This window comes from Clostridium sp. (assembly GCF_051650885.1).
Lineage (GTDB): Bacteria > Bacillota > Clostridia > Clostridiales > Clostridiaceae > Clostridium.
Genome location: NZ_JBOFRG010000301.1, coordinates 23678 through 47961, shown reverse-complemented (window position 1 = coordinate 47961; position 24284 = coordinate 23678). Strand labels below are relative to the sequence as shown.

At 29.0% G+C, this 24284-nt stretch carries 21 protein-coding genes and 1 tRNA gene; 20 read left to right on the top strand and 2 right to left on the bottom strand.

Translation table 11 applies throughout. From position 1 onward, the window contains the following. The first annotated feature begins 33 nt into the window (after window positions 1-33). The 8 genes from ACRC28_RS14445 to ACRC28_RS14410 all read left to right on the top strand — a co-directional run bounded on the left by ACRC28_RS14445 (window position 34) and on the right by ACRC28_RS14410 (window position 10709). Window positions 34-2379, top strand: a complete 2346-nt coding sequence (locus tag ACRC28_RS14445) for a DUF3656 domain-containing U32 family peptidase (protein WP_438544148.1) — start codon at window positions 34-36, stop codon at window positions 2377-2379. A 3-nt stretch (window positions 2380-2382) separates the two neighbouring features. Then, window positions 2383-4737 (top strand): endonuclease MutS2, encoded by a 2355-nt coding sequence (locus ACRC28_RS14440; RefSeq protein WP_438544147.1) that lies wholly within the window; start codon window positions 2383-2385, stop codon window positions 4735-4737. Window positions 4738-4902: 165 nt separating this feature from the next. After that, window positions 4903-5853: a carbohydrate kinase family protein gene (locus ACRC28_RS14435; RefSeq protein ID WP_438544146.1), complete on the top strand. Its 951-nt coding sequence runs from the start codon at window positions 4903-4905 to the stop codon at window positions 5851-5853. A gap of 79 nt (window positions 5854-5932) precedes the next feature. Beyond that, the gene (locus tag ACRC28_RS14430) at window positions 5933-6349 is read left to right on the top strand and encodes a DUF523 domain-containing protein (protein WP_438544145.1); all 417 of its coding nucleotides are present in this window, start codon (window positions 5933-5935) and stop codon (window positions 6347-6349) included. Between the two features lie 84 nt (window positions 6350-6433). Next, window positions 6434-7036, top strand: a complete 603-nt coding sequence (locus ACRC28_RS14425) for a 50S ribosomal protein L25 (protein ID WP_438544144.1) — start codon at window positions 6434-6436, stop codon at window positions 7034-7036. 144 nt (window positions 7037-7180) lie between these two features. Beyond that, window positions 7181-8908, top strand: coding sequence for a phospho-sugar mutase (locus ACRC28_RS14420; RefSeq protein ID WP_438544143.1), 1728 nt, complete (start codon window positions 7181-7183; stop codon window positions 8906-8908). Between the two features lie 57 nt (window positions 8909-8965). Next, entirely contained in the window at window positions 8966-10057 is a 1092-nt protein-coding gene (locus ACRC28_RS14415) for a tetratricopeptide repeat protein (RefSeq protein WP_438544142.1), read from the top strand. A 22-nt stretch (window positions 10058-10079) separates the two neighbouring features. Further along, window positions 10080-10709 carry a cyclodeaminase/cyclohydrolase family protein gene (locus ACRC28_RS14410; RefSeq protein ID WP_438544141.1) on the top strand — a complete coding sequence of 210 codons (630 nt, stop codon included), beginning with the start codon at window positions 10080-10082 and terminating at the stop codon, window positions 10707-10709. Window positions 10710-10738: 29 nt separating this feature from the next. Here the strand turns inward: ACRC28_RS14410 and pdaA are convergent, their stop codons facing one another. Next, a complete protein-coding gene (pdaA, locus tag ACRC28_RS14405) occupies window positions 10739-11509 on the bottom strand; it encodes a delta-lactam-biosynthetic de-N-acetylase (protein ID WP_438544140.1) in 771 nt (256 codons plus the stop codon). 161 nt (window positions 11510-11670) lie between these two features. Between pdaA and ychF the strand changes: the two genes are divergently transcribed. Continuing rightward, window positions 11671-12768 (top strand): redox-regulated ATPase YchF, encoded by a 1098-nt coding sequence (gene ychF, locus ACRC28_RS14400; protein WP_438544139.1) that lies wholly within the window; start codon window positions 11671-11673, stop codon window positions 12766-12768. A 76-nt stretch (window positions 12769-12844) separates the two neighbouring features. Here ychF and ACRC28_RS14395 read toward each other — a convergent pair. Continuing rightward, a tRNA-Sec gene (locus tag ACRC28_RS14395) sits at window positions 12845-12941 on the bottom strand. Between the two features lie 156 nt (window positions 12942-13097). On the opposite strand from ACRC28_RS14395, the gene mraZ reads away from it, so the two are divergent. From mraZ to ACRC28_RS14340, 11 genes are all read left to right on the top strand, one after another. Then, on the top strand, window positions 13098-13526 hold the full coding sequence (mraZ, locus tag ACRC28_RS14390) for a division/cell wall cluster transcriptional repressor MraZ (protein WP_438544159.1): 429 nt from the start codon (window positions 13098-13100) through the stop codon (window positions 13524-13526). 15 nt (window positions 13527-13541) lie between these two features. After that, window positions 13542-14474, top strand: coding sequence for a 16S rRNA (cytosine(1402)-N(4))-methyltransferase RsmH (gene rsmH / locus ACRC28_RS14385; RefSeq protein ID WP_438544138.1), 933 nt, complete (start codon window positions 13542-13544; stop codon window positions 14472-14474). A 34-nt stretch (window positions 14475-14508) separates the two neighbouring features. Then, complete coding sequence (locus tag ACRC28_RS14380; protein ID WP_438544137.1) at window positions 14509-14955, top strand: hypothetical protein; 447 nt, start codon at window positions 14509-14511, stop codon at window positions 14953-14955. A 30-nt stretch (window positions 14956-14985) separates the two neighbouring features. Further along, window positions 14986-17163, top strand: a complete 2178-nt coding sequence (locus ACRC28_RS14375; protein ID WP_438544136.1) for a stage V sporulation protein D — start codon at window positions 14986-14988, stop codon at window positions 17161-17163. Window positions 17164-17273: 110 nt separating this feature from the next. Further along, on the top strand, window positions 17274-18728 hold the full coding sequence (locus ACRC28_RS14370; RefSeq protein ID WP_438544135.1) for a UDP-N-acetylmuramoyl-L-alanyl-D-glutamate--2,6-diaminopimelate ligase: 1455 nt from the start codon (window positions 17274-17276) through the stop codon (window positions 18726-18728). An 11-nt stretch (window positions 18729-18739) separates the two neighbouring features. Continuing rightward, the gene (locus ACRC28_RS14365; protein ID WP_438544134.1) at window positions 18740-20092 is read left to right on the top strand and encodes a UDP-N-acetylmuramoyl-tripeptide--D-alanyl-D-alanine ligase; all 1353 of its coding nucleotides are present in this window, start codon (window positions 18740-18742) and stop codon (window positions 20090-20092) included. Window positions 20093-20141: 49 nt separating this feature from the next. After that, window positions 20142-21113: a phospho-N-acetylmuramoyl-pentapeptide-transferase gene (mraY, locus tag ACRC28_RS14360; protein ID WP_438544133.1), complete on the top strand. Its 972-nt coding sequence runs from the start codon at window positions 20142-20144 to the stop codon at window positions 21111-21113. 21 nt (window positions 21114-21134) lie between these two features. Then, window positions 21135-22265, top strand: coding sequence for a putative lipid II flippase FtsW (ftsW, locus tag ACRC28_RS14355; protein WP_438544132.1), 1131 nt, complete (start codon window positions 21135-21137; stop codon window positions 22263-22265). Between the two features lie 164 nt (window positions 22266-22429). After that, window positions 22430-23212 carry a cell division protein FtsQ/DivIB gene (locus ACRC28_RS14350; protein WP_438544131.1) on the top strand — a complete coding sequence of 261 codons (783 nt, stop codon included), beginning with the start codon at window positions 22430-22432 and terminating at the stop codon, window positions 23210-23212. Beyond that, window positions 23213-23941: a DUF881 domain-containing protein gene (locus tag ACRC28_RS14345; RefSeq protein WP_438544130.1), complete on the top strand. Its 729-nt coding sequence runs from the start codon at window positions 23213-23215 to the stop codon at window positions 23939-23941. It begins immediately after the preceding gene. Beyond that, window positions 23941-24279: a small basic family protein gene (locus tag ACRC28_RS14340; RefSeq protein ID WP_438544129.1), complete on the top strand. Its 339-nt coding sequence runs from the start codon at window positions 23941-23943 to the stop codon at window positions 24277-24279. Before ACRC28_RS14345 ends, ACRC28_RS14340 begins: the two co-directional genes overlap by 1 nt. The last annotated feature ends 5 nt before the right edge of the window (window positions 24280-24284 follow it).

Here is a 24284-nt window from a genome sequence, read left to right as displayed (position 1 = left end):
ATAGTAAAAATATAAACAAACAGGAGAAGAAAAATGAATAGAGTAGAAATTTTAGCACCAGCAGGAAGTATGGAAAGTCTTTATGCTGCTATAAATAATGGAGCAGATGCAATATATTTAGGAGGAGATAAATTCTCAGCAAGAGCTTATGCATCAAACTTTGATAATGAAAAAATGAAGCTTGCTGTAGATTATGCTCACAGTTATGGAGTATCTATCTATGTAACTATGAATACTCTTATGAAGGAAGAGGAGCTTAAAAAGGCGATTAAGTATGTAGGATATCTTTATGAGATTGGGGTAGACGCTTTAATTATTCAAGATTTAGGTCTTTATGAAATGATTAGAGAAAAATATAAAGATTTTGAAATACATGCATCAACACAAATGAGTATTCATAATGGTGAAGGAGCAGTTTATTTTAACGATAAAGGATTCCATAGAATTGTATTATCAAGAGAACTTTCATTAGATGAAATTAAACATATCTCAACAGATTTAAAAATAGAAACAGAGATGTTTGTACATGGAGCACTTTGTGTTTCTTATTCAGGACAATGCTTAATGAGTTCTATGATAGGCGGAAGAAGTGGAAATAGAGGAAGATGTGCACAGCCTTGTAGAATGGAATATACATTAAAGGGAGATGTGAACCCTGATGAGAAGAAGGGGTATCTTTTATCACCAAAGGATATGTGTACTTTAGAAGATGTAAAAGGAATAATAAACAGTGGAACATATTCTTTAAAAATAGAAGGAAGAATGAAAAGACCAGAATATGTAGCTGGAGTTGTTAGAAATTATAGAAAAGCAGTTGATAAAGAACTTAAAAAAGAAAATTTTGATGCTGAAAAAGGAAAAAAAGAACTTCTACAATTATTTAACAGAGGTGGATTCTCAAAAGCTTACTTAAAGAAAAATGTAGGTAGTGATATGATGAGTTATTCTTTCCCTAGAAATACTGGAATGTTTGTAGGAAAGATAGAAAAGAGCGGAGAAATATTACTCCAGGAAGATATTAACTTAGGGGATGGAATGAGAGTTAATGATGGAGGATTTTCATTAAGTAAGATAGTTAGAAATGGAGAAGAAGTAAAAACGGCTAAAAAGGGAGAAAAAGTTAAGTTATTCCCAGCCCAATATAAAAAGGGTGATTTAATTTATAGAATGTCTAATAAGGTTTTAACTGATGATTTAAGTTTAACTGTAAAGCCATACTATAAAAAACTTCCTTTAGAGGTAAAAGTTTATTTTAAAGCTTTAGAAAATGTAAAATTAAAAGCTACTTTTAATGGAACTGAGTATGAAGTTGAAGGGAGCGAAGTTCAACTTGCATCAAAAAGCCCATTAGATATGGAAAGAATACAAAAAGCTTTATTCAAATCAGGAGATTATCCATACAGAATAGATAGAGTAATATTTGAAGAGTTTAATGATGGATTTATGAGAGTTGGAGAATTAAATGAGCTAAGAAGAGAGCTTTTCTTGAAAATAATGAAAACTGAGTGTTCTAAATATAGAAGAAGAAGAGACAATGTTGAAGAAATAAGAGATATAAAAATTAAAGATAGAACTGATTTAGATATTTTAGTTAGAATTTCTAAAGTAGAACAATTAGAAGCAGTATGTCATAGAGTAAAAAATATTGCAGTAGATGTTTTTAATAGAAATAGAGAAAGCTTAAGATTAAATCATATAAAAGAGTTAAGTGAGACTAATAATGTTTATTTAGCATTACCAAGCATAGTTAAAGCTGAGTTTGAAACAGTAGTGAAGAAAATAGAAGAATATAAGCCTTATATAAAAGGAATTCTTACAGCTAACTTAGGAATTATAAATCTTTACAAGAATGAATTAGAGATAATTGGTGATTATAAGCTTAATATATATAATTCAAAAGCGTTTAAGTTCTATACAGAGGACATGGATGTAATAACTATAAGTGAAGAGTTAAATAGAAAAGAAATTAAAGAAGTTTTAAAAGAGAAAAGAGGAAAGGCTGCATATGTTATTTATGGAAAGCCAGAAGTCATGATAAGTGAGTATTGTCCAATAGGTAGTACATTTGGAGGGAAAAATTCTAAATGTGAATGTAGTAAGCCTTGTGAAAAAGAAAATTATACTCTTATCGATAGAATGAATGAAAGATTTAATATAAAAACAGATATATTCTGTAGAAGTCATATATTAAATAATTTACCTATAAACTTAATAAACGAAAAAGATGATATAAAAAGTCTAGGAGTGGATATATTAAGATTAGAATTTACTGATGAAAATTTTAATGAGACAAAAAAAGTTTTAGATTACTTAGATGGGATGGAAATTCCAGAAGATGAAAAATTCACTAAAGGACATTATAGAAGAGGTGTAGAATAATAAATGAATAATAAAGCTAGTATAGCATTAGAATTTGATAAAGTATTAGAAATACTAAAAGGTTATGCAAAAACAACAGGTGGTAAAAGATTAATCCAAAACTTAGCACCCTATAACAATAAATATGAGGCAAGTAATGTTTTAATAGAAACAAATGAAGCCTTAAATATTATAGAAATAAAAGGAAAGGCACCTTTTGAAGGACTTAGAGATTGCTATGAAGCTATTTTAAGAGCATCTAAAGGTGGAACTTTAAGTATAGAAGAGATTCTTCATATAGGAAGTATGCTTAGAGTAACTAGAGAATTTAAAGAATATGCAAGCTTTAAAGAAGAAGGAATAAAACATGAAAAAATAGAAGATTTAGCATCTATATTAGTTTCTATAAAAAGCTTAGAAGAAGAGATAGAAAAGGCTATTATAGGGGAAGATGAAATAAGTGACTCCGCAAGTAATACTCTTTATAAAATAAGAAAAGAGTTAAAATCAAGAAATTATTCTGTAAGAGATAAAATAAATAGTTATGTAAAAAGCACATCAGAGTATTTACAAGAAAATTTATATACAATGAGAGGGGACAGATATGTATTACCAGTTCGTGCAGAATTTAAAAATAAAGTAAATGGTATAATACATGATCAAAGTTCTACAGGTGCAACAGTTTTTATAGAGCCTATGGAAATTGTAAACTTAAATAACGAAATAAAAGAGTTATCTTTAAAAGAAAAAGCTGAGATAAACCGTATTTTAAAGGAATTCTCAATGAAAATTTCTGATAATAAAGAGGTTTTAAAGGCAGATAATAAAATACTAGGTATTTTAGATTTTATTTTTGCAAAAGGAGCTTATGCAAGAGATATAAAAGGAAGTATGCCTAAAATAAATGAAGACAGAAGTTTTAACTTAATGGATGCAAGACATCCTTTAATAGATGAAAAAGTTGTTGTAGAATCAGATATTTATATGAATAAAGAGATAAATGCATTTATGATTACAGGACCAAATACTGGAGGGAAAACTGTAACATTAAAGACTATTGGTCTTATGCATATGATGGCTTTGAGTGGAATATTAATTCCAGTGTCAGAAGGATCTTCAATTGGAATGTTTGAAAAAATTTATGCAGCTATTGGAGAAGAACAAAGTATAGAGCAAAATTTATCAACATTTTCATCACATATGAAAAGTGTTATTAGAATTTTAGAAGAAGCAAAGCTTGGAGATCTTGTTCTTTTTGATGAGATTGGTTCAGGAACAGACCCTATTGAAGGGGCTGCACTTGCAATGGGAATAGTAGAAGAGCTTAAGAGTAGAGGAGTTAAGATTGCATTAACAACTCACTATAGTGAACTTAAAGGATATGCATTAGAAACAGAAGATGTAATAAATGCATCAGTTGAGTTTGATGTAAGAACCTTAAAGCCAACATACAGATTAATTGTAGGTATACCAGGTAAATCAAATGCTTTTGAAATTTCAAGAAGATTAGGTTTAAGTGAAGAAATAATAAATAAAGCAAAAGGCTTTGTTTCAGAAGATAATAGAAAATTTGAAGAACTTATAAGTGAACTTCAAGAAAAAAGTATTAAGGCAAACAAAGATGCTAAAGAAGCTGAATATATGAAAAATGAAGCTAAGAGCCTTAAAGCAAAATATGAAGAAAAGTTAAAGAGAATAGAAGTAGTAAGAGAAAATACTTATGAAGATGCTAGAATAAAAGCAAAAGATGTTATAAGAGAAGCAAAAGAAGAAGCGGATGAAATATTAAAAGCAATGAGAGAACTTGAAAAGCTCGGTATTTCAAATGGTGGAAGAAATAGATTAGAAGAAGAAAGAAGAAAGCTTAAAGATAGCTTAGAAAAAAAAGAAAATAAAATAAAAAGAGAAAAAGCAGAAGGAAAAGAAATAAATAAATTTAATTTAGGAATGGAAGTATTCTTGCCTTCATTAAATCAAAATGTAGTTTTATTATCACTTCCAGATAATAGAGGTGAGGTTCAAGTTGAAGCTGGAATTATGAAAATTTCAGTTAAGGCAAAAGATTTAAGAGAAGTAGAAAATAAAAAAGAAATAAAAGCTAAAAAGAAAAGAGAAGTAAAACTTAATATAGGAAGTGTAGAAAGTAGATTAGATTTAAGAGGATTAGATGCTGAAGAAGCATGCTATAAAACTGATAAGTATTTAGATGATGCCTATAGATGCAATTTAGGAGAAGTTACAATTGTTCATGGAAAAGGAACAGGAGTTTTAAGAAAAGCTATAAATGATATGCTTAAGAGACATCCACATGTCAAAGACTATAGACTGGGAGTTTATGGTGAAGGTGGAGATGGAGTTACTATCGTTAATTTAAAGTAAAGAAAAGTTGAAAAAACACGAAAAAATTCGTGTTTTTTTATTTTGTTTAAAAGAAAATGTAAAAAAGAAGAGAAAAATGTAGAAAAAACTTTATTTTTTTTTGTATGTAAATTATAATATTTATATGTTTTTGAAAATAGGGAATGAAAGTGAGCGATTAATAAAATGATAAACAATGATTCATACATACTAGTAATGGGAGCTTCGATAGTTGATATTTTAGGTTTTTGTAAAAATAATTATAAGCAAAAAGATTCTATACCAGGAAATATAAAAATTTCATTAGGCGGTGTATGTAGAAATATTGCAGAAAATCTTGCAAGAGTTGGAGTAAATACAAAATTTATATCAATAATTGGTGATGATGAAAATGGAAGAGGAATTTTAGCAAATTCAAAAATGATTGGATATGATATGAAAGATTCTCTTATTATAGATTGTGGATGCACACCAACTTATATGGCAATTTTAGATGAAAAAGGAGAGATGATTTCAGCAGTAGTTGATATGGAAAGCTTAGGAGCTATGGATAAAGATTTCATAGATTCAAAAGCAGAAAAAATTAAAAATGCTGAATATACTATATTAGATGCAGACGATGCAGAGCTTCTAGAGCACATATTAAAAACATATGAAGGACAAACAAAGTTTGTTCTAGATCCAGTATCAGCTGTAAAGGCTGAAAAATTACCACATTTAGTAAAGTATTTCCATACTATAAAACCAAATAGGTTTGAAGCAGAAATTCTTTGTGGATTTAAAATTGAAAATGATGAAGATTTAAAAAAAGCAGGAAGATATTTCTTAGACCAAGGTGTAAAAAATGTTTTCATAAGCTTAGATGCAGATGGGATATATTATCTTAATGATAAAGAAGAAGGAAAAATAAAAGCGGTTGATGTAACGGTTAAAAATACAACAGGTGCAGGAGATTCCTTTGTTGCAGGGCTTGGATATGGATATATGAAAGAAATGTCTTTAAGAGACACCGTTAAATATGCAATAGCTATGTCAATTGTTACAATTTCACATGAAGAAACAATAAATCCAAAAATGTGTGAAGATTATGTTGAATACTATTTAAATAAAATGAAGTGGTTTGAAACTGAAATTTAACAATAAGGAACTTCTCTCAAAAATTTGAGGGGAGTTTTTTGTTATAATATAAAAAGATATAAAGTATGGAGGTGAAGATATGATTTTAGTAAGTGCATGTTTAGTTGGAGTTGATTGCAAGTATAATGGTAAAAATAATTTGAATAAAAATGTGATAAATTTCTTAAAAGGTAAGGAATATATGATTGTATGTCCAGAGCAATTAGGAGGGTTAACTACACCAAGAATTCCAGCAGAAATAAGAGGGGAAAAGATTCTAGATAAAAATTTTAAAGATGTGACTACAGAATTTTTAAAAGGTGCAAAAGAAACAGAGAAAATTGCAACTTTGGTAGGAGCAAAAATGGCAATACTAAAAGAAGGGAGTCCATCTTGTGGAGTGAAAAAAGTATATGATGGAACATTTACTGGAAAAAAGATAAAAGGAAAAGGCATTACTGCTAGATTACTTGAAGAAAAAGGATTGAAAATAGTATCAGAAGAAGAGATAAAATAAAAAAATTTCCTTAAAATGAATAAAAAAAGTTTTTTATAGAAATAATAAAGAAGACTTTTAAAATTTTAAGGAGGTTTTTATTTAATGAATAGCTTAAATGCAGAGAAAAGAGAAAAAGGGTGTAAAAGCGCTAGAAAGTGTAGAAAACAAGGAAAGGTGCCAGGAATATTTTATGGAAAAGAAGCTTTAAATTTTATGTGTGAATTCTCAGAGCTCGAACTTAATAGAGAGGTTATAGAAAAAGGAGAACATGGAATATTAGACTTTACTTTAGGAAATGAAGAGAAAAAAGCATTGATAAAGGAAGTTCAAAGGGATCCTGTAACACATAAAATAGTTCATATAGATTTAAATGAGGTAGGAGAATGTAATGAAATCCAGACAGATGTAGCGATACAATATGTTGGTGAAGGAAAACTTTTAAATAATGGAACAATTCTTCAAAAAGAAAAAGATTCAGTTAAAGTTAGTTGTGCAGTAGACAAATTACCTAAAAGTATAAAAGTAGATGTTTCAAGAGGAGTAGCTGGCTCAGTATTCAAATATTCAGATTTAGAAATTGGAGAAGAAATATCTATAGTAGATAATATGGAAGCTGTTATTGCATCAGTAAGTAATGAGAAAAAAATTAATGTAGAAGTAGTAGAAGACATGGTGGAAATTGATAAAAACACTGATGAAAAATAATAACTCTAGGAGATTCTTAAAGAAAAAAAGAATCTCTTTTTCTTTTTTAAAGAAATAAATAGAAATAAGTAAATAATAAAATATTTCTATTTATTAGAGGATATAGTATAATAAACCTTGTACAGAATTTTAGGAGGTCTACAGATGAATTATAAGGAAAAATATAATGAATGGTTAACATCAAATATGATTTCACAAGAAGTGAAAGAAGAATTAAAAGGTATAAATGACGAAAAAGAAATAGAAGATAGATTCTACAAAGATTTAGACTTTGGAACAGGTGGCTTAAGAGGAATTATTGGTGCAGGAAGCAACAGAATGAATATTTATACTGTATCACAAGCAACACAAGGGTTTGCAGATTATTTAAATGAAAGCTTTGAAAGTCCAAAGGTGGCTATTGCATATGACTCAAGAAATATGTCAAAAGAATTTGCAGAAGCAACAGCTTTGACTCTTGCAGGAAATAATATAAAGGTTTATTTATATGAAAGCTTAGAGCCAACACCTGTACTATCATATACAGTAAGACATTTAGATTGTCAAGGTGGAGTAGTTATAACTGCCTCTCATAATCCAAAGGAGTATAATGGGTATAAAGTTTATGATGAATTTGGTGGACAAGTAACTGACGAAAAGGCGAATAAAATAATAACATGTGTTCAAAATGTAAAAGATTTTAGCAGTATAAAAAAGGCTGAAAAAGAAGAAGCTATAAGAGATAATTTATTAGTATACATTGGAGAAGATGTATTAAAAACATATATAGAAAATGTAAAATCTTTAACTATAAGAGAAGAATTAGTTAAAGAAAAAGCAAAAGATTTAAAAATAATATATACACCAATCCATGGAAGTGGAAATGTACCTGTAAGAAGAGTTTTAAAAGAACTTGGATATACAAATCTTACTGTTGTAAAAGAACAAGAAGAGCCAAATGGAAACTTTCCGACAGCACCATATCCAAATCCAGAAGATGCTAGAGTATTCCAAATTGCATTAGATATGGCAAAAAATGAAAATCCAGATATAATATTTGGAACAGATCCTGACTGTGATAGAATCGGGGTAGTTGTAAAAGAGAATTCAGGAGAGTATACTGTATTAACAGGAAACCAAACAGGATTACTTTTAACTGATTATGTTTTAAATAGTTTAAAGGAAACTGGAAAGCTACCTGAAAATGGTTTAGTTATAAAAACTATTGTTACAACAGAAGGTGCAAGAGAGATAGCAAACCATTATGGTGTTGAAATAATGGATGTTTTAACTGGATTTAAATATATTGGCGAAAAAATAAGAGAGTACAATGAATCAGGAGAGAAAAAATATTTATTTGGTTTTGAAGAAAGCTATGGATATTTAGCAGGTGACTTTGTACGTGATAAAGATGCAGTAATAGCAGGAATGTTAATTGCAGAAATGACCCTTTATTATAAAGAAAAAGGATTAAGTCTTGCAGAAGGTTTAAATAATCTTTATAATAAATTTGGATTCTTCAAAGAAGATTTAGTATCAATTGAGCTAAAAGGAAAAGAAGGTCAAGAGCAAATTGCTAAATGTATAGATAATCTAAGAAATAAAGAAATAAGAAATATAAGTGATGCAAAAGTAAACTTAAAATTAGATTATAAATTAAGCACAGAAGAGAATTTTGAAGAGGAATCTAAAAAAGAAATAAATCTTCCAAAATCAAATGTTCTTAAGTTTATATTAAACAATGGATCATCATTTGTAGTTAGACCATCAGGAACAGAGCCAAAAATGAAGGTATATCTTGCAGTAAAAGGAACTAGTGTCCAAGGGGCAATAAAAGATATGGAAGCTTTCAAAGAAAATGTTATGGCTGTAATAAATGAAAATTTAAAATAATTTAATATTGCTGCTATCTTTTAAAGATAGTAGCAATAATTTTTATGAGGTGAAAATATGAATTACAGAAGTTTATTTAAAGAAAAATTAGGAAAACTACTATTTATAGAGGTTGAAAAAGAAGGATTCAAAAAGATGGTACAAATACCAGAATACATAGAATTTGAAGAAAAAGAGTTATTTTTACCAATATCATCAGAATACTTAACTGAAAATATTGGAGATAAATTAAAAATAAAAAATATACCTATATATTACATAATAGAAGGTGTTTTATTAACACTTGGAGCAGATGAGGATATAAAATTTAAGAATGATTATATAAAGCTTATAAGACAAATACCTGAAGCAGAAGAGTGTGGTAAGTCATTAGTATTTAAAAAGGTAAATTCTAATGAGTTAGTTGATGGTTATTTAATATTAAAAGGATTATCATTAATATTTGATGATGAAGAATATGTTAAAAAATTATTATTAATAGGAACAAGTATAAGAGAAGAAAATAGAGACTTTGAAGATATCTTGTTAGAAGATATTGAAAAAGCTAAGAAAAATTATGAAAAATTAAAGGAACCATATCTTTATAAAAGTATAATATACAGAGATTTAGGAGATTATCAAGGAGCAAGAGTTGAGGTAAATGAGTACTTAAGAAGAGGTGGAGAACAAACACCAGAAATAGAACTATTAATGAAAGATATTGAAAATATAACATCTTATGAAGAGGCTATAGAACTATTAGATAAGAATACTGAAAAATCAATAGGAATATTATTAGATTTAGTCGAAAAATTTGATGATAATCCATTAATGTACTATTACTTAGGTGTGGGGTATAGAAAAATAGGGAAAAATGAAAAAGCTATAGAATATCTTTTAGAAAGCTTAAGAATTGATAGTGGGATATTAGAAGTAGTAAATGAACTTGGAATTAACTATGCATGTTTAGGTGACTATGAAGAAGCCTCTAAATACTTAAGAAAAGCATTTGAAGCGTCAAAAGAAGTTGAAATTTGTACTAATTTAATTATGTGCTATATAAATTTAGGGAAAATAGAAGAAGCAAAATTACATTTAGAAATAGCTGAAAAATTAAATAAAGACGATGAAATAGTAATAAAAATAAGAAAATTTTTAGATAAGAAATAGAGAAAATAAAAGAGGTGGCATAATGAAATTTGAGAATTATACAATAGAGAAGTTTTTAGATGAGCTTGGGTCAGACTTAGAAGCACCAGGTGGTGGAAGTACAAGTGCCTTAGTTTTAGCTTTAGCAGGTAGTTTAAATAAAATGGTGTATTCATTAACAATAGGAAAGAAAAGCTTCCATATACTAAATGATGATAAAAAGGCTGAATTAGAAAAATTCAACCTAGAGGGAGAAAGTTTCATAAAAGACTCGCTAAAGCTTATGGAAGAGGATAGAAGTGCATTTAAAGCCTTAATGGAAGGGTATAAGATTCCTAAGGACGAAGAAGGTAGAAAAGAGAAACTTCAAAAATTAACGTATGATGCAATGAATGCTCCTTTAAAAATGGCTAAGCTTGGGGTAGGATTTTATGAAAATATAAAATTTGCAGCTGAATATGGAAATAAAGGACTGATAACAGATGCAGGAGTAGCTAATATTTTATTAAATAGTGCAATAGAAAGTGCAGTGTTAAATGTTAGAATAAACTTGAAATTTTTTAATGATAAAAAGGTAAAAGAAAATGTGCAAAAAGAAATTGAAGAAATAATAAAAATTTCTGATGAAAAGAAAAAAGAAATTGAAGTATTGGTTAATAAAGAAGTAATGTAAGAGGTGGCTAAAATAGCCACCTTTTTTAATTATAAATCAGTTAAAGGTTTGAAAGTGTAACCTTCTTTTTGAAGATGAATAATAACATCTTTTAATATCTTTACATTTGTATCAGAAACGGCGTGCAAAAGTAAAATACAACCTGGATGAACACTAGATGTGATTTTCTTAAAACCTTCTTCAGGAGAAGGCTGTGCGTTAATAAGCCAATCTTTATAAGCAAAACTCCAAAAAATAGTTTTATAGCCAAGATTTTTGGTTTTAATTAAAGAATCCTCAGAATATTTTCCCATTGGCGGTCTGAAAAACTTTGGAATATCCTTTCCAGTTAAAGCTTTATATGAATCTTCAACCTCTTTAAATTCTTTTGTAAAAGTATTATAGTCTAAGCTTGGCATAGAGAGATGTTTAGAGGAATGATTACAAACCAAATGTCCCTCTGATATCATTCTATTGATTAGAGCAGGCTCTTTTTCAATATAAGGTTTAACTACAAAAAAAGCTGCAGGTGTATTTGTTTCTTTTAAAATATCAAGGATTTTATTTGTATTTCCATTTTCATATCCTTCGTCAAATGTAAGAAAGATGTCTTTAGAACTTGAGTTGCCAAGAAAGTAAGCATTGTTATGAGCTAAAAAATTTTCTGTCTCTCTTGGTGGAGATGGAGGAGCAGCTTTGCCATTAGGCATAAAATACCAACTGTGTTCAGAGTTTGAATGAGAAAAAACATATTTTACAGGGATAAAAATAATAAACAGAATTAAACTTAAACCAATTAAAAAAAGTTTTTTATTTTTCATTAGAAAAACCTCCTTTAATATTAGTATGTAAAATAAAAAATTAAATAAACGTGGAAATATTACTCTATTATTAAAGATTAGAGTATGTGGTAGCTTGAAATAAGAGATAGAGTCTAGTATAATCTATAAGTATAGTTTAAAAAAGAAAGGAATGTACATAGATGAAGTTAGGAATTGTCGGATTACCAAATGTAGGTAAAAGTACGTTATTTAATGCAATAACAAAAGCAGGAGCAGAATCTGCTAACTACCCATTCTGTACAATAGAACCAAATGTAGGAGTTGTAAGTGTTCCAGATAAAAGATTAGATGTTTTAGAAAAAATGTATAATACAAAAAGAAAAATATATACTGCGATAGAATTCTATGATATAGCAGGACTTGTTAAAGGAGCATCTAAAGGTGAAGGACTTGGAAACAAATTCTTATCACATATAAGAGAAGTTGAATCTATAGTTCACGTTGTTAGATGTTTTGATGATGGAAATGTTGTTCACGTAGAAGGGTCAGTAGATCCAATAAGAGATATTGAAACAATAAGCTTAGAGTTAATCTTTGCTGATCTTGATGTTCTTGAAAGAAGAATGGAAAAAGGTGCAAAGCTTGCAAGATCAGGAGACAAGAATGCAAAGGCTGAGTATGCTTTAATGGAAAAATTAAAAGCACACTTAGAAGAAAATAAGCCAGCAAGAACTTTAGAGGTAACTGAAGACGAAGAAAAGTTAGTTAAAAGCTTTATGTTAATTACATCAAAACCAGTATTATATGCTTGTAATATATCAGAGGATGATATGATGAGTGGAAATATTGAAAATGAATATGTAAAAAAAGTTCAAGAATTTGCAAAAACAGAAAATTCAGGAACAGTTGTTGTAAGTGCAAAATTAGAAGAAGAACTTTCAGGGCTTGATGATGAAGAAAAAGAAGAAATGTTAAGTGAATATGGTCTAGAAGAGTCAGGACTAGATAAACTTATCCAAGCAAGTTACAAATTATTAGGTCTTATAAGTTATCTTACAGCAGGAGTTCAAGAAGTTAGAGCTTGGACTATAAAAGAAGGAACAAAAGCTCCACAAGCTGCTAGTAAAATTCACTCTGATATAGAGAGAGGATTCATAAGAGCTGAGGTAGTGGCTTATAATGATTTAGTAGAATGTGGATCAGAAGCAGCTGCTAAAGAAGCAGGAAAATTCAGATTAGAAGGAAAAGAATATGTTATGAAAGATGGAGATGTAGTAAACTTCAGATTTAACGTATAATATATCCTTATTAAAAAAGAGCCAAAAGGCTCTTTTTTATTTTGAAATAAAAAAAGTTACCTAAAAAGGTAACTTTTGGCGGGAATATGTAGGAATTGAACCTACCCGTGATGGTCTTAGCACCACAACACGGTGTTGAAGACCGGTAAGCCCACCAGGACTTATCTACTCCCACGACTTTTTTATTGTACATAATAAAAAAAAGAAAGTCAAATGAGTTTAAAAAAAGTTCATAAAAAAAGAGGAAATATTAAAAAGTGGTAGAATAATTTAATATAGGTGGGTAAAAGTGGAGGAAAGTGGATAAAAGTAGAAGGAAGGATGAAAAAATGTTTATAGGAGAATACCAACATAGTTTAGATAATAAAAACAGAATGAATGTACCAGCTAAGCTAAGAGAAGGCCTACAAGGAAGATTTGTAATAACTAAGGGCTTAGATCATTGTTTATATGTATATCCTATAAATGAATGGGAGAAACTAGAGGAAAAACTAAAAAACTTACCACTTACTGATAAAAATGCAAGAGCATTTGTACGATTTTTCTTTTCTGGAGCATGTGAAATTGAATTAGATAAACAAAGTCGAGGATTAATACCGCAAAATTTGAAAGAATATGCTAAAATAGAGAAGGATATAGTAAGTATAGGAGTATTAACTAGAATAGAAATATGGAGCAAGGAAAGTTGGAATGAATATAATAGTTCCGATATGGATTTTGATTCTATTGCGGAAAGTATGAATAGTCTAGGTATTTAAGAAGGAGACAAAAGAATGGAATTTAAACATGTATCAGTACTTTTAGATGAGTGCATAGAAGGATTAAATATAAAAGAAGATGGGATTTATGTAGACTGCACATTAGGTGGTGCAGGACATTCATCAGAGATAATAAAAAGATTATCAGAAAAAGGAACTTTAATTGGGATAGATCAAGATAAAGATGCATTAAAAGCAGCTGGAAAGAGATTAGAAAACTATGACAATAAAAAATTAGTACATAGTAATTTTTATAGATTAGGTGAAGTAATTGAAGAATTAGGGTTAGATGGTGTTGATGGAATTTTGATGGATTTAGGAGTATCCTCATATCAATTAGATAATGCAGAAAGAGGATTCAGTTATATGAATGACGCACCATTAGATATGAGAATGAATAGAGATGATGAATTTTCAGCATATGACATAGTAAATAGCTATTCAGAAGAAGAGTTATGGAAAATAATAAAAGATTATGGTGAAGATAAATTTGCAAAAAGAATTGCAAACTTTATAGTTAAAAGAAGAGAAGAAAAGCCGATAGAAACAACATTAGAACTAGTAGAAGTAATTAAAAATGCAATACCAGCAAAAGCAAGAAGAGAAGGTCCACATCCAGCAAAAAGAACTTTCCAAGCAATAAGAATAGAAGTAAATAGCGAACTTAAAATTTTAAATAAGACAATTGAAGATGGGGTTAAAAAGCTTAATAAAGGTGGAAGAATGTGTATTATAACATTCCATTCATTAGAAGATAGGATAGTTAAGCTTAAGTTTAGAGAATTAGCAGATCCATGTACATGTCCAAGAGAGTTTCCAATATGTAACTGTGGAAAAGTTCCAACAGTTAAGCTTTTAAAGAGAAAGGCAATAGAGCCAAGCAAAGAAGAAGTGGAAGTAAATCCAAGAAGTAGAAGTGCTAAACTTAGAATAATAGAAAAACTGTAAACTTATGGTATAAAAATAAAAGGGGTTGAATAAAGTGATAGAGAGGGAATATAAGTATATAAATGGAAATACAGCTGTAAAACCAGAAAGAAAAATTAGAGAAAAAGAGAGAGAAATAAATTACGAAAAATACTTAAAAGCAAAGCTTAGACGCGAGGCTTTAAAGAAAAAAGAAAAAGCGAGAAGAGGGTTAGCGATAATTCAAGTAGCTGTGGTAACTTTAGCTTTAGGACTTATTATAATTCATAGAAGTGCAGGGATTTATTCAGCTCAAAAAAGTATGGGAGAAATAAAAAAAGAAATAGGAGTCTTAAATGCAGAAAATGAGGCAATAAAGGTAGAACTTCTTAAAAATTCTTCCCTAAAAAGAATTGAAGAAAATGCAAAGAAAAAAGTAAATATGGTCGAAGCTAAAAATGGAACTAAAGTTAATGTAGATTTAACGACTAATCATTTAGGTGAATTAATGAATAATAAGTAAAAGATTAGTAATTAAATGGGGGATTGGGAATTGAAAAAAAGAAATTTAGTAGATAGAGCATTACAGGGAAAAAGAAGTAGACAATTTTTCCTAGTGGTAATTATTCTGTTTGCCTTTTTATCAGGAAGACTTGCTTATGTAATGATTTTTCAACATGAAAAGTTAGCAGCAGGGGCAGAGGAACAATGGACAAGTGAAGTAAGAATAGATGCAAGAAGAGGAAAAATATTAGATAGAAATGGTATGGAACTTGCTGTTTCGGCAAACGTATATAGAGTGGATTTTGATTTAAATACTATAAGAAATTATCTTAAAAATAATGAGATGAAAATGGAAGATATTTCAGGAAAGATAGCTAAAGCCACTAATATTGATGAAGAAGTAGTTTTAAAGAAGTTGAATACGAAATTACCAAGCGGAAAAAGTGCAGGTTCTGCAACTCTTGCAAGAAGAATAGAAAAAGAGCAAGCAGATAATGTGAAAGCATTAAAGATACCAGGAGTTATGATTTCACCTGATACAAAAAGATATTATCCAAATGATAATTTTGCATCTCATGTATTAGGAAGTACAAATATTGATGGACAAGGTCTTACTGGAATAGAGCTTCAATATAATAAGCAGTTATCAGGAGTTCCAGGAATGAAAATTTCTGAAATAGATAAGAATGGTACGGATTTACCATATACTATATCTAAATATACACCACCAGTTAATGGTAGTGATGTATTCTTAACTATAGATGAAAATATACAATATGCAGCAGAAAAAGCAGCTGAAAAGGCATTGATTGATCATAAAGCAAAGAATGTTTCCATAACAATTTCAAATCCTAAAAATGGAGAAATATTAGCTATGGTTAATAAAAATGATTTCGATCCAAATAAACCATTTGAAGGTGCAGAGAAATTTGATGGAAAAACAGAGTTTGATAAAGTTCAAAAAATGTGGAGAAATAGAGTTGTAAGTGATACTTTTGAGCCAGGTTCGATTTTTAAAATTATAACAGCAGCAGCAGCAATGGAAGAAGGTGTAGTAAAAGAAACTGAAACCTTTGTATGTACTGGGGGATTGAATTATGGAAAAAGAAGAATCAAGTGTTGGAAGACTTCAGGGCATGGAACATTAACATTCCCAGAAATAATGCAAAATTCATGTAACGTAGGATTTATGGAACTTGGAAAAAGAGTTGGAAAAGAAAAATTATATGAATACGCAAGAAAATTTGGCTTAGGTGGATTAAATGGAATTGATTTACCAGGAGAAGCAAAAGGGATTATGAAAAAACCTGAAAATACATCAGAAACAGATTTAGCAACAATTTCTTTTGGTCAAACTAATACGGCAACACCGATACAATTTACTACTGCTATAAATATTATAGCTAATGGTGGAAAAAGAATACAACCGCATGTAATGAAAGAAATAACTAGAGAAGATGAAGATGGGGTTAAAATAAATGTAGAAACATTTAATCCTATTGAGGAGCAAGTTATTTCAAAAGAAACTGCAGCAAAGCTTAGAGAATATCTTGAAAGAGTTGTTCTTTATGGATCAGGGAAAAGTGCAGCTGTAGAAGGATATAGAGTGGCAGGGAAGACAGGAACAGCACAAAAGGTTATTGATGGGAAATATGCACAAGGTAAATATATTTCATCTTTTGTTGGAATGGCACCTGTTGATGATCCTAAAGTAACAATTATGATAACTGTTGATGAACCAAGTAATGGACAGTATTATGGAGGGGCAGTAACAGGACCTGTAGCAAAATCAGTATTTACAGATATATTTAATTATATGGAAAATAGTTTTTCTAAAGAAAATAATTCTGCTATAATAAAGAATGTTATAATTCCAGAAATAAGAGGCAAGAATTTAGAAGAAGCAAAAACTATATTAAAAAAAGAAAAAATAGATTATAATATACAAGGAAATGGTGATACTGTAATTGGTGTTAGTCCGTATCCAGGATATGCTGTAAAGGAAAATACTAAAATAAATATCTACACAGAGGAAAATAGCACAAAGAAAAATGCAGTTATTATGCCAAATGTTGAAGGATATACAAAAGAATTAGCAAGTAAAGTTTTAAGTGAGCTTGGAATTAGCTATAATTTTAGCGGTGAAGGAATTGTTAAAAAGCAAAGCATTCCAAAGGGAGAACTTATAAATAAAGGGACAACTGTAAACTTAACTTTAGATTCTTAAATATAGTAAATTATTATAGCATGTAGGATATTCTTACATGCTATTTTTAATAAAAAATATGTAATCTTATTAGATGTAGGTGCATAAAATTTTAAGAGGAGTTGATTTTAGTGAAACTAAAAAAGCTTTTAGAAGGATTAAACTATAAGATAATAAAAGGGGAATTAGAAGGCGAAGTAAGTAATGTAAATTATGATAGTAGAAAAGTAAAAGAAAATGATTTATTTGTATGTGTAAAAGGATTTACTAGTGATGGACATAAATTTGCAAAGAAAGCCATCTATGATGGTGCAAAATATATTGTTTGTGAAGATATAATAGAAACAGATGAAGAAATTACTTTAATACAAGTTGAAGATACTAGAAAAGCATTAGCTGTAATTGGATCAAACTTTTATGGTGATCCTAAAAGTGAGTTAAAGATTATAGGAATAACAGGAACAAACGGAAAAACTACAACTGCTTTTATGATAAAGAAAATTTTAGAAAAAGCTAATAAAAAGGTTGGACTTATAGGTACTGTTGCAAATTATATTGGAGACAAAGAAATAGAAACAGAAAGAACTACACCAGAGTCATTAGAATTACACGGATTATTTAGAGAAATGGTAGATAATAACGTAGAGTTTTGTGTAATGGAAATATCATCACACTCATTAGAATTAGATAGAGTTTATGGGCTAGAGTTTGAAAGTGGAATATTCACAAATATTACAAGAGATCATTTAGATTTCCATAAAACTTTTGAAAATTATTATAAAGCGAAGTTTAAATTATTTGAAAGATGTAAAGAATCAATAATAAATATAGATGATAGCTATGGTGAAAGAGTAGTAGAAGACTTAGAAAAGTTAGGAGATAAAAAATATACCACTTTCTCTTTAAAAAAAGGAGATGTAGTCGCAACTGATATTAAAGAAATCGGTATGGATACTGAATTTTTAGTAGAATTTCCTAATGGGGAAAAAGAAAAAATGACTCTTCCAATTCCAGGGAATTACAATGTATATAATTCATTAGGAGCTATAATAGCATGTAAAATGGCAGGACTAGGTTTAAATGAAATAAAACTTGGTTTAAATGATGTGTTAGTACCAGGAAGATGTGAAAGAACAGGAAGAGAATTTAATCTGCCTTATGAAATCCTAATTGATTATGCACATACTCCAGATGGTTTATTAAATATTCTAGAAACTTGCAGAGAGTTTACAAAGGGAAGATTAATATCTGTATTTGGTTGTGGTGGAGATCGTGATAAGGTAAAGAGACCAGAAATGGGTGAAATAGGAACAAGGCTTTCAGATATTGCAATAATAACATCAGACAATCCAAGAACAGAAGATGAAGAGGAAATAATAAAAGATATCTTAGAAGGTATAGAAAAAGATAATTATATAAAAATTACTAATAGATATGAGGCTATAAAGAAAGCGTTAGAAATAGCAGAAAAGGATGATGTTATCTTAATAGCTGGAAAAGGACATGAAACATATCAAATACTTAAAAGTGGAAAAATTCACTTTGATGAAAGAGAAGTTATTGAAGAGATATTAAAGAAAAACTAGAGGTGTTATAAATGGAATTAAATGTAAAAGAGATAAAAGAATATGCAAAAGGTGAATTCTTAACAGAAACTACAGAAGTAGATATAAAAGAATTATCTACAGATACTAGAAAGATTAAAGAGGGAGATGTATTCCTTGCATTAAAAGGAGCTAATTTTAATGGGAATGAATATATAGAAAAAGCTTTTGAATTAGGAGCAACTGTTTGTATAATAGATGAAGTACTATTTGATGTAGAAAAATACAAAAACAAGGCAATAATAAAGGTTGAAGATACAAAAAAAGCCTTATTAGATATTGCTAATGGATATAGAGAAAAATTAGGAATTAAAGTGGTTGGAATAACTGGATCAACAGGTAAAACAAGCACAAAAGATTTAACAACAGCATTTTTAAGTGGAAAATATAAAGTATTTAAAACAAAAGGAAACTTTAACAATGAAATAGGAATGCCACTTATGATACTACAATTAGATAGCACATATGATATTGCAGTATTAGAAATGGGAATGAGTGATTTTAATGAAATTCACAATTTAGTTCAATGTGCAAAACCAGATTTAGCATTAATAACAAATATAGGAATATCACATATAGAAAACTTAAAAACTAGAGACAATATATTAAAAGCAAAAATGGAAATAACAGATTTCTTTAATGAAAAAAATACACTAATTGTAAATGCTGAAGATGATAAGCTATCAGGTGTAGAATCTAAAGGGTATGAAGTTGTAAAAATTGGTTATAATTCAGAATATGAATGTTATGCAACAGAGATTGAAGCAACTTTAGAAAAAACTGAATTTACATTAAACTATAGAGGTACAAAAACTAGAATATCGTTAGATATGGTAGGAAAGCACAATGTTTTAAATGCCTTACTTGGAATAGAAGCAGGATTTAAGCTAGGATTAACAATTGAAGAAATGAAAAAAGGGCTTTCAAATCTTGAAGCAACATCAATGAGATTAGAATTTATAGATGGAAAGACTGTAAATATAATAAATGATTGTTATAATGCAAGTCCGGATTCTATGAGAGCAGGATTAGATGTTTTAAAAATGAAAGAAGGAAGAAAAGTTGCAATACTTGGAACAATGTTACAATTAGGAACTGAAGGGCATAAAGCACATAAAGAAGTAGGTGAATATGCAAAAGATATTGCAGATTTATTAATAGTAACAGGAGACTTCAAAGAAGATTTTAAAGAAGGCTTTGAAAAAGATAGTATAAAACTATATAATACTAAAGTGGACCTTATAGAAGATTTGAAAAATGTTATAAAAGAAAATGATAATATTTTAGTTAAAGCTTCAAGAGGTGAAAAATACGAAGATATAGTAAAAGAATTAAAAAATATCTAATTAAACAAAGGAGGTGTGCTACTAGAAACACTAGTAGCCAGGAAAAATTATGGGGGATTTAGCAAATTTAATCAGTCCGACGATGCTTTTTGCATTAGGAACGGGATTGATAATTTCATTAATATTAGGTCCGGTATTTATACCATTATTACACAAGTTTAAATTTGGTCAAAATATAAGAGAAGATGGACCACAAAGTCATTTGAAAAAAGCAGGAACACCAACAATGGGAGGGATAATTTTTATCCTTTCTATAATTGTGGTAATGGTGTCTATGAGATACCATATTTCATCAGAAGGAATGATAATTCTTTATTCGATGGTAGCATTTGGATTCATTGGTTTATTAGATGATATGCTAAAAATTATTCATAGAAACAATTTAGGCCTTAGAGCATGGCAAAAGATGATTCTATTACTTCTTTTCTCAATTGCAATGGCATATTATGCATATGTTCATGTAGGAACAACTATAAGTATACCATTTACATCATTACATCTTAATTTAGGATTAGTGTATATTCCTTTAGTAATAGTATATTATGCAGCAACAACTAATGCTGTAAACTTAACTGATGGATTAGATGGGCTTGCAACTACAGTAACGATTATAGTATTAATATTCTTTACAATAGTTTCAGTTAAAGAAGGAAAAAGCGATATAACAGTATTTTGTATTGGGTTAATAGGAGCTTTATTAGGTTTCTTAAAATACAATAAATTTAAAGCGAAAATTTTTATGGGAGATACTGGTTCCCTTGCTTTAGGTGGGGCTATAGGAAGTATAGCATTACTATTAAAAATGCCATTAATAGTTATTATTGTTGGTGGGATTTATGTTTTTGAAGCACTATCGGTTATAATACAAGTTATTTCTTTTAAAACAAGAGGAAAAAGAGTATTTAAAATGGCACCAGTACATCATCACTTTGAACAACTTGGATGGAGTGAGGTAAAAGTAGTAACAGTATTTTCATTAATAACTGTAGTACTTTGTATAATAGGGTATATTTCACTTTAGTAAAATAGTGGAGGAATTTAAATGAGAGGAAAAAAGCTTAGTAAAAAAAGAAAAATAAAAGAGCCTATTGATATATGGTTATTAGCTGTAACAGTAACAATATTATCAATTGGAGTAGTTATGGTATACTCTGCAAGTTCATATTTTTCAATGTTTGAAAGTAATGATAGTACTGTATTTTTTAAAAAGCAATTTATGTGGGCAATACTTGGGTTAATTGCATTATTTATAATGAGCAGGATAGACTATCATAATTTTAGAAATAAAAAAATAATGTATATTTTATATGGTGTAACAATAATCTTACTTTTAGCAGTATTTGCCTTCCCGGCAACAAAGGGAGCACAAAGGTGGATTAAACTTCCAGGGATATCATTTCAACCATCAGAATTAGCTAAATATACAGTCGTATTATTTTTAGCATATAAATTAACAAAGATGGGAAAAGGAATAAAAAATTTCTGGAAGGGTGTTGTACCAGCACTTGGATATGCAGGACTTATTGCAGGGATTATATTAAGTCAGAAAAATTTAAGTATAGCATCAGTAACTATGATGGTTTCATTTGCTATGATATATATATCAGGAGCCCAGTTTAAACACATGTTTGGAGTTATAGCGCCAGCTTTAGCCTCTGCAGCATTTTTATTTACTGTAAGTTCTAGCTATAGATACGATCGACTTACAAATTTTATAAATCCCTGGGCAGATCCAGCAGGAAATGGATATCAACTTATTCAATCCTTATATGCATTAGGTTCAGGAGGAATAACTGGACTTGGGCTTGGGCAATCAAGACAAAAAACAATGTATATGCCTGAACCACATAATGATTTTATTTTTTCTATAATAGGTGAGGAACTTGGATATATTGGATGCTTAGTGGTAATTTCATTATTTATCTTCTTTATATGGAGAGGAATAAAAATCTCTATGGAAGCTAGGGATAGCTATGGATCATTAATTGCAATTGGAATAACTGCAATTATAGGAATTCAATGTTTAATAAACATTGCAGTTGTAACAGGTTCAATGCCAGTTACAGGGGTTCCACTTCCTTTTATAAGTTATGGAGGATCGTCCTTAGTCATAAATTTAGCAGCAGTAGGAATTTTGTTAAATATATCAAGACAAAAAAATAAAGAAGCATAAAATAAAAAGTCTTATAGAGGAGTTCCTTTATAAGGCTTTTTAAATTTAAATAAAAAATAAACTGTGTACATTTTTTTAATATATTATTAATTAAATTGTGATGAAAAAAATATGTAAAGATGATATTATATTAAGGAGAATAAAAAATAGGGGATTTAAGAGAGATGACAAAAAAATATGGTCAAAAGAAAAAAAGGAAAAAAGGGAATACCTTTTTAAAAGGAATATGTATTTTTTCTTTTTTAGGGATAGGCTTAATTTTATTTTTAACAAAATCAACTTTTTTTAATATAAAGGAAGTTTTAGTTGAAGGTGAAAATTTAGCGCTAAAGCAAAGTTTAGATGAAAAAGGAAAGTTTTTTTTAGGTCAAAATCTATTGTTCGTAAAACCAGATGATGTAAAAGACAAAATAAAAGAAAATCCATATATTAAAAATGTTAATGTGTCTAAAAAATTTCCAAGTACTATAAGAGTAGATGTGGAAGAAAGTGATGTTGCATTTTATATAGGAAAAGGGAAAAATGCTTATATTTTAAGTAGTACATTAAGAGTTTTAGAAAAAAATAACAATGGAAATTTGAATAAGGATATCAAAAATCTTGTTGAAATAGTGGGCATAAGTGGGAAAAATATTGAAATAGGAAATTATTTAGTATCCACAGAGGAAAAGATTATTGAAGGAATATGCGAGGACATTTATAAAATAAAAAAAGTAAATAAAACTAAGCATAAGATATCAAAAGTAGACTTTTCAAACTTATCAAATATAAAAATTTGGATTGGGCAAGTTGAAGTAAGGGTTGGAGATGGACGAGATTTTGTAAAAAAAATAAATGATTCTTTAAACATCCTTGAAGATAAAAACTTAAAGATGGATAGTGGGTACATAGATTTAAGTTTTAATGGTGCACCAGTAATCAATAGAAATGTAAAAGGGGAAGGTTAAATGAGAAGGGTTGTTTCACAACTTTCAATAGCTATAGTATGTATAATTTTAGGATTTCTTTTAACACATCAGTTAAAGATTTTAACTAAAGGAACGAATAATAGTTATGATGAAAGTGATATGATAACACAAATAGAGGGATTAAAAAAGCAAAAAGATGAACTAGAAAAAACAAATAAAAATTTAAATGAAAAATTAAAAGAATTAGAAGATGCAGCAACTAAAAATGGTGATGTTGGATTAGAGATTAAAAATCGTTTAGATACTGCTAGAATGATATTAGGACTTGTAGATGTTGAGGGACAAGGGGTAGAAATAACAATAACACCTAAAACATCTATATTTTCATCAAATAGTGAAATGGGAAGTAGTTTGATTACAGAGGAAGAAATTGTTCATATCGTTAATCTTCTACGTTTTACTAAGGCAGAGGCTATATCTATAAATGGATATAGATTAACGCCACAAACAGGTATAAAAAATTCGAAAAATTATATTTGGATTGGAAATGCAGGACAAATTAGTCCAGAACAAAAGATAACAATAAAAGCAATTGGAGACAAAGCAAGATTAAAAGTAGCATTAAATTTCCCAGGTGGAATAGATTATGGAGCACTTCAAAATTATGATTGTACAGTTGAGGAAAAAGATAAAATTGTAATTGAGAAAACTACTCAAAATTTAAAAACAGATTATTTAAGTGGTTTAAAAGAAGGGGAGGAAAAATAATGGTTCCAATAATAGGGTTAATGATTGGTGTTTTTTTAGGATTTGCATTAGATTTGAATATATCAGATAAATATTCACCATATATGTCAGTTGCAATTCTTGCATGTTTAGATTCTGTTTTCGGTGCATTAAGAGCGAATTTATCTAAGAATTTTAGAACAGATATTTTTGTTTCGGGTTTCTTTGGTAATGCATTGCTTGCAGCAGGACTTGCATATTTAGGAGATAAATTAGGGATTCCTATTTATATTGCCGCTGTAATAGTATTTGGTGGTAGAATATTTGATAACTTTGCAACTATAAGAAGGCTTTTATTAGAAAAGTTTAGAGGTAGATAGGGTAA

Coding starts and splice junctions, on each gene's coding strand:
- ACRC28_RS14445 (WP_438544148.1), top strand. CDS start 34: ATGAATAGAGTAGAAATTTTAGCACCAGCAGGAAGTATGGAAAGTCTT.
- ACRC28_RS14440 (WP_438544147.1), top strand. CDS start 2,383: ATGAATAATAAAGCTAGTATAGCATTAGAATTTGATAAAGTATTAGAA.
- ACRC28_RS14435 (WP_438544146.1), top strand. CDS start 4,903: ATGATAAACAATGATTCATACATACTAGTAATGGGAGCTTCGATAGTT.
- ACRC28_RS14430 (WP_438544145.1), top strand. CDS start 5,933: ATGATTTTAGTAAGTGCATGTTTAGTTGGAGTTGATTGCAAGTATAAT.
- ACRC28_RS14425 (WP_438544144.1), top strand. CDS start 6,434: ATGAATAGCTTAAATGCAGAGAAAAGAGAAAAAGGGTGTAAAAGCGCT.
- ACRC28_RS14420 (WP_438544143.1), top strand. CDS start 7,181: ATGAATTATAAGGAAAAATATAATGAATGGTTAACATCAAATATGATT.
- ACRC28_RS14415 (WP_438544142.1), top strand. CDS start 8,966: ATGAATTACAGAAGTTTATTTAAAGAAAAATTAGGAAAACTACTATTT.
- ACRC28_RS14410 (WP_438544141.1), top strand. CDS start 10,080: ATGAAATTTGAGAATTATACAATAGAGAAGTTTTTAGATGAGCTTGGG.
- pdaA (WP_438544140.1), bottom strand. CDS start 11,509: ATGAAAAATAAAAAACTTTTTTTAATTGGTTTAAGTTTAATTCTGTTT.
- ychF (WP_438544139.1), top strand. CDS start 11,671: ATGAAGTTAGGAATTGTCGGATTACCAAATGTAGGTAAAAGTACGTTA.
- mraZ (WP_438544159.1), top strand. CDS start 13,098: ATGTTTATAGGAGAATACCAACATAGTTTAGATAATAAAAACAGAATG.
- rsmH (WP_438544138.1), top strand. CDS start 13,542: ATGGAATTTAAACATGTATCAGTACTTTTAGATGAGTGCATAGAAGGA.
- ACRC28_RS14365 (WP_438544134.1), top strand. CDS start 18,740: ATGGAATTAAATGTAAAAGAGATAAAAGAATATGCAAAAGGTGAATTC.
- mraY (WP_438544133.1), top strand. CDS start 20,142: ATGGGGGATTTAGCAAATTTAATCAGTCCGACGATGCTTTTTGCATTA.
- ftsW (WP_438544132.1), top strand. CDS start 21,135: ATGAGAGGAAAAAAGCTTAGTAAAAAAAGAAAAATAAAAGAGCCTATT.
- ACRC28_RS14350 (WP_438544131.1), top strand. CDS start 22,430: ATGACAAAAAAATATGGTCAAAAGAAAAAAAGGAAAAAAGGGAATACC.
- ACRC28_RS14345 (WP_438544130.1), top strand. CDS start 23,213: ATGAGAAGGGTTGTTTCACAACTTTCAATAGCTATAGTATGTATAATT.
- ACRC28_RS14340 (WP_438544129.1), top strand. CDS start 23,941: ATGGTTCCAATAATAGGGTTAATGATTGGTGTTTTTTTAGGATTTGCA.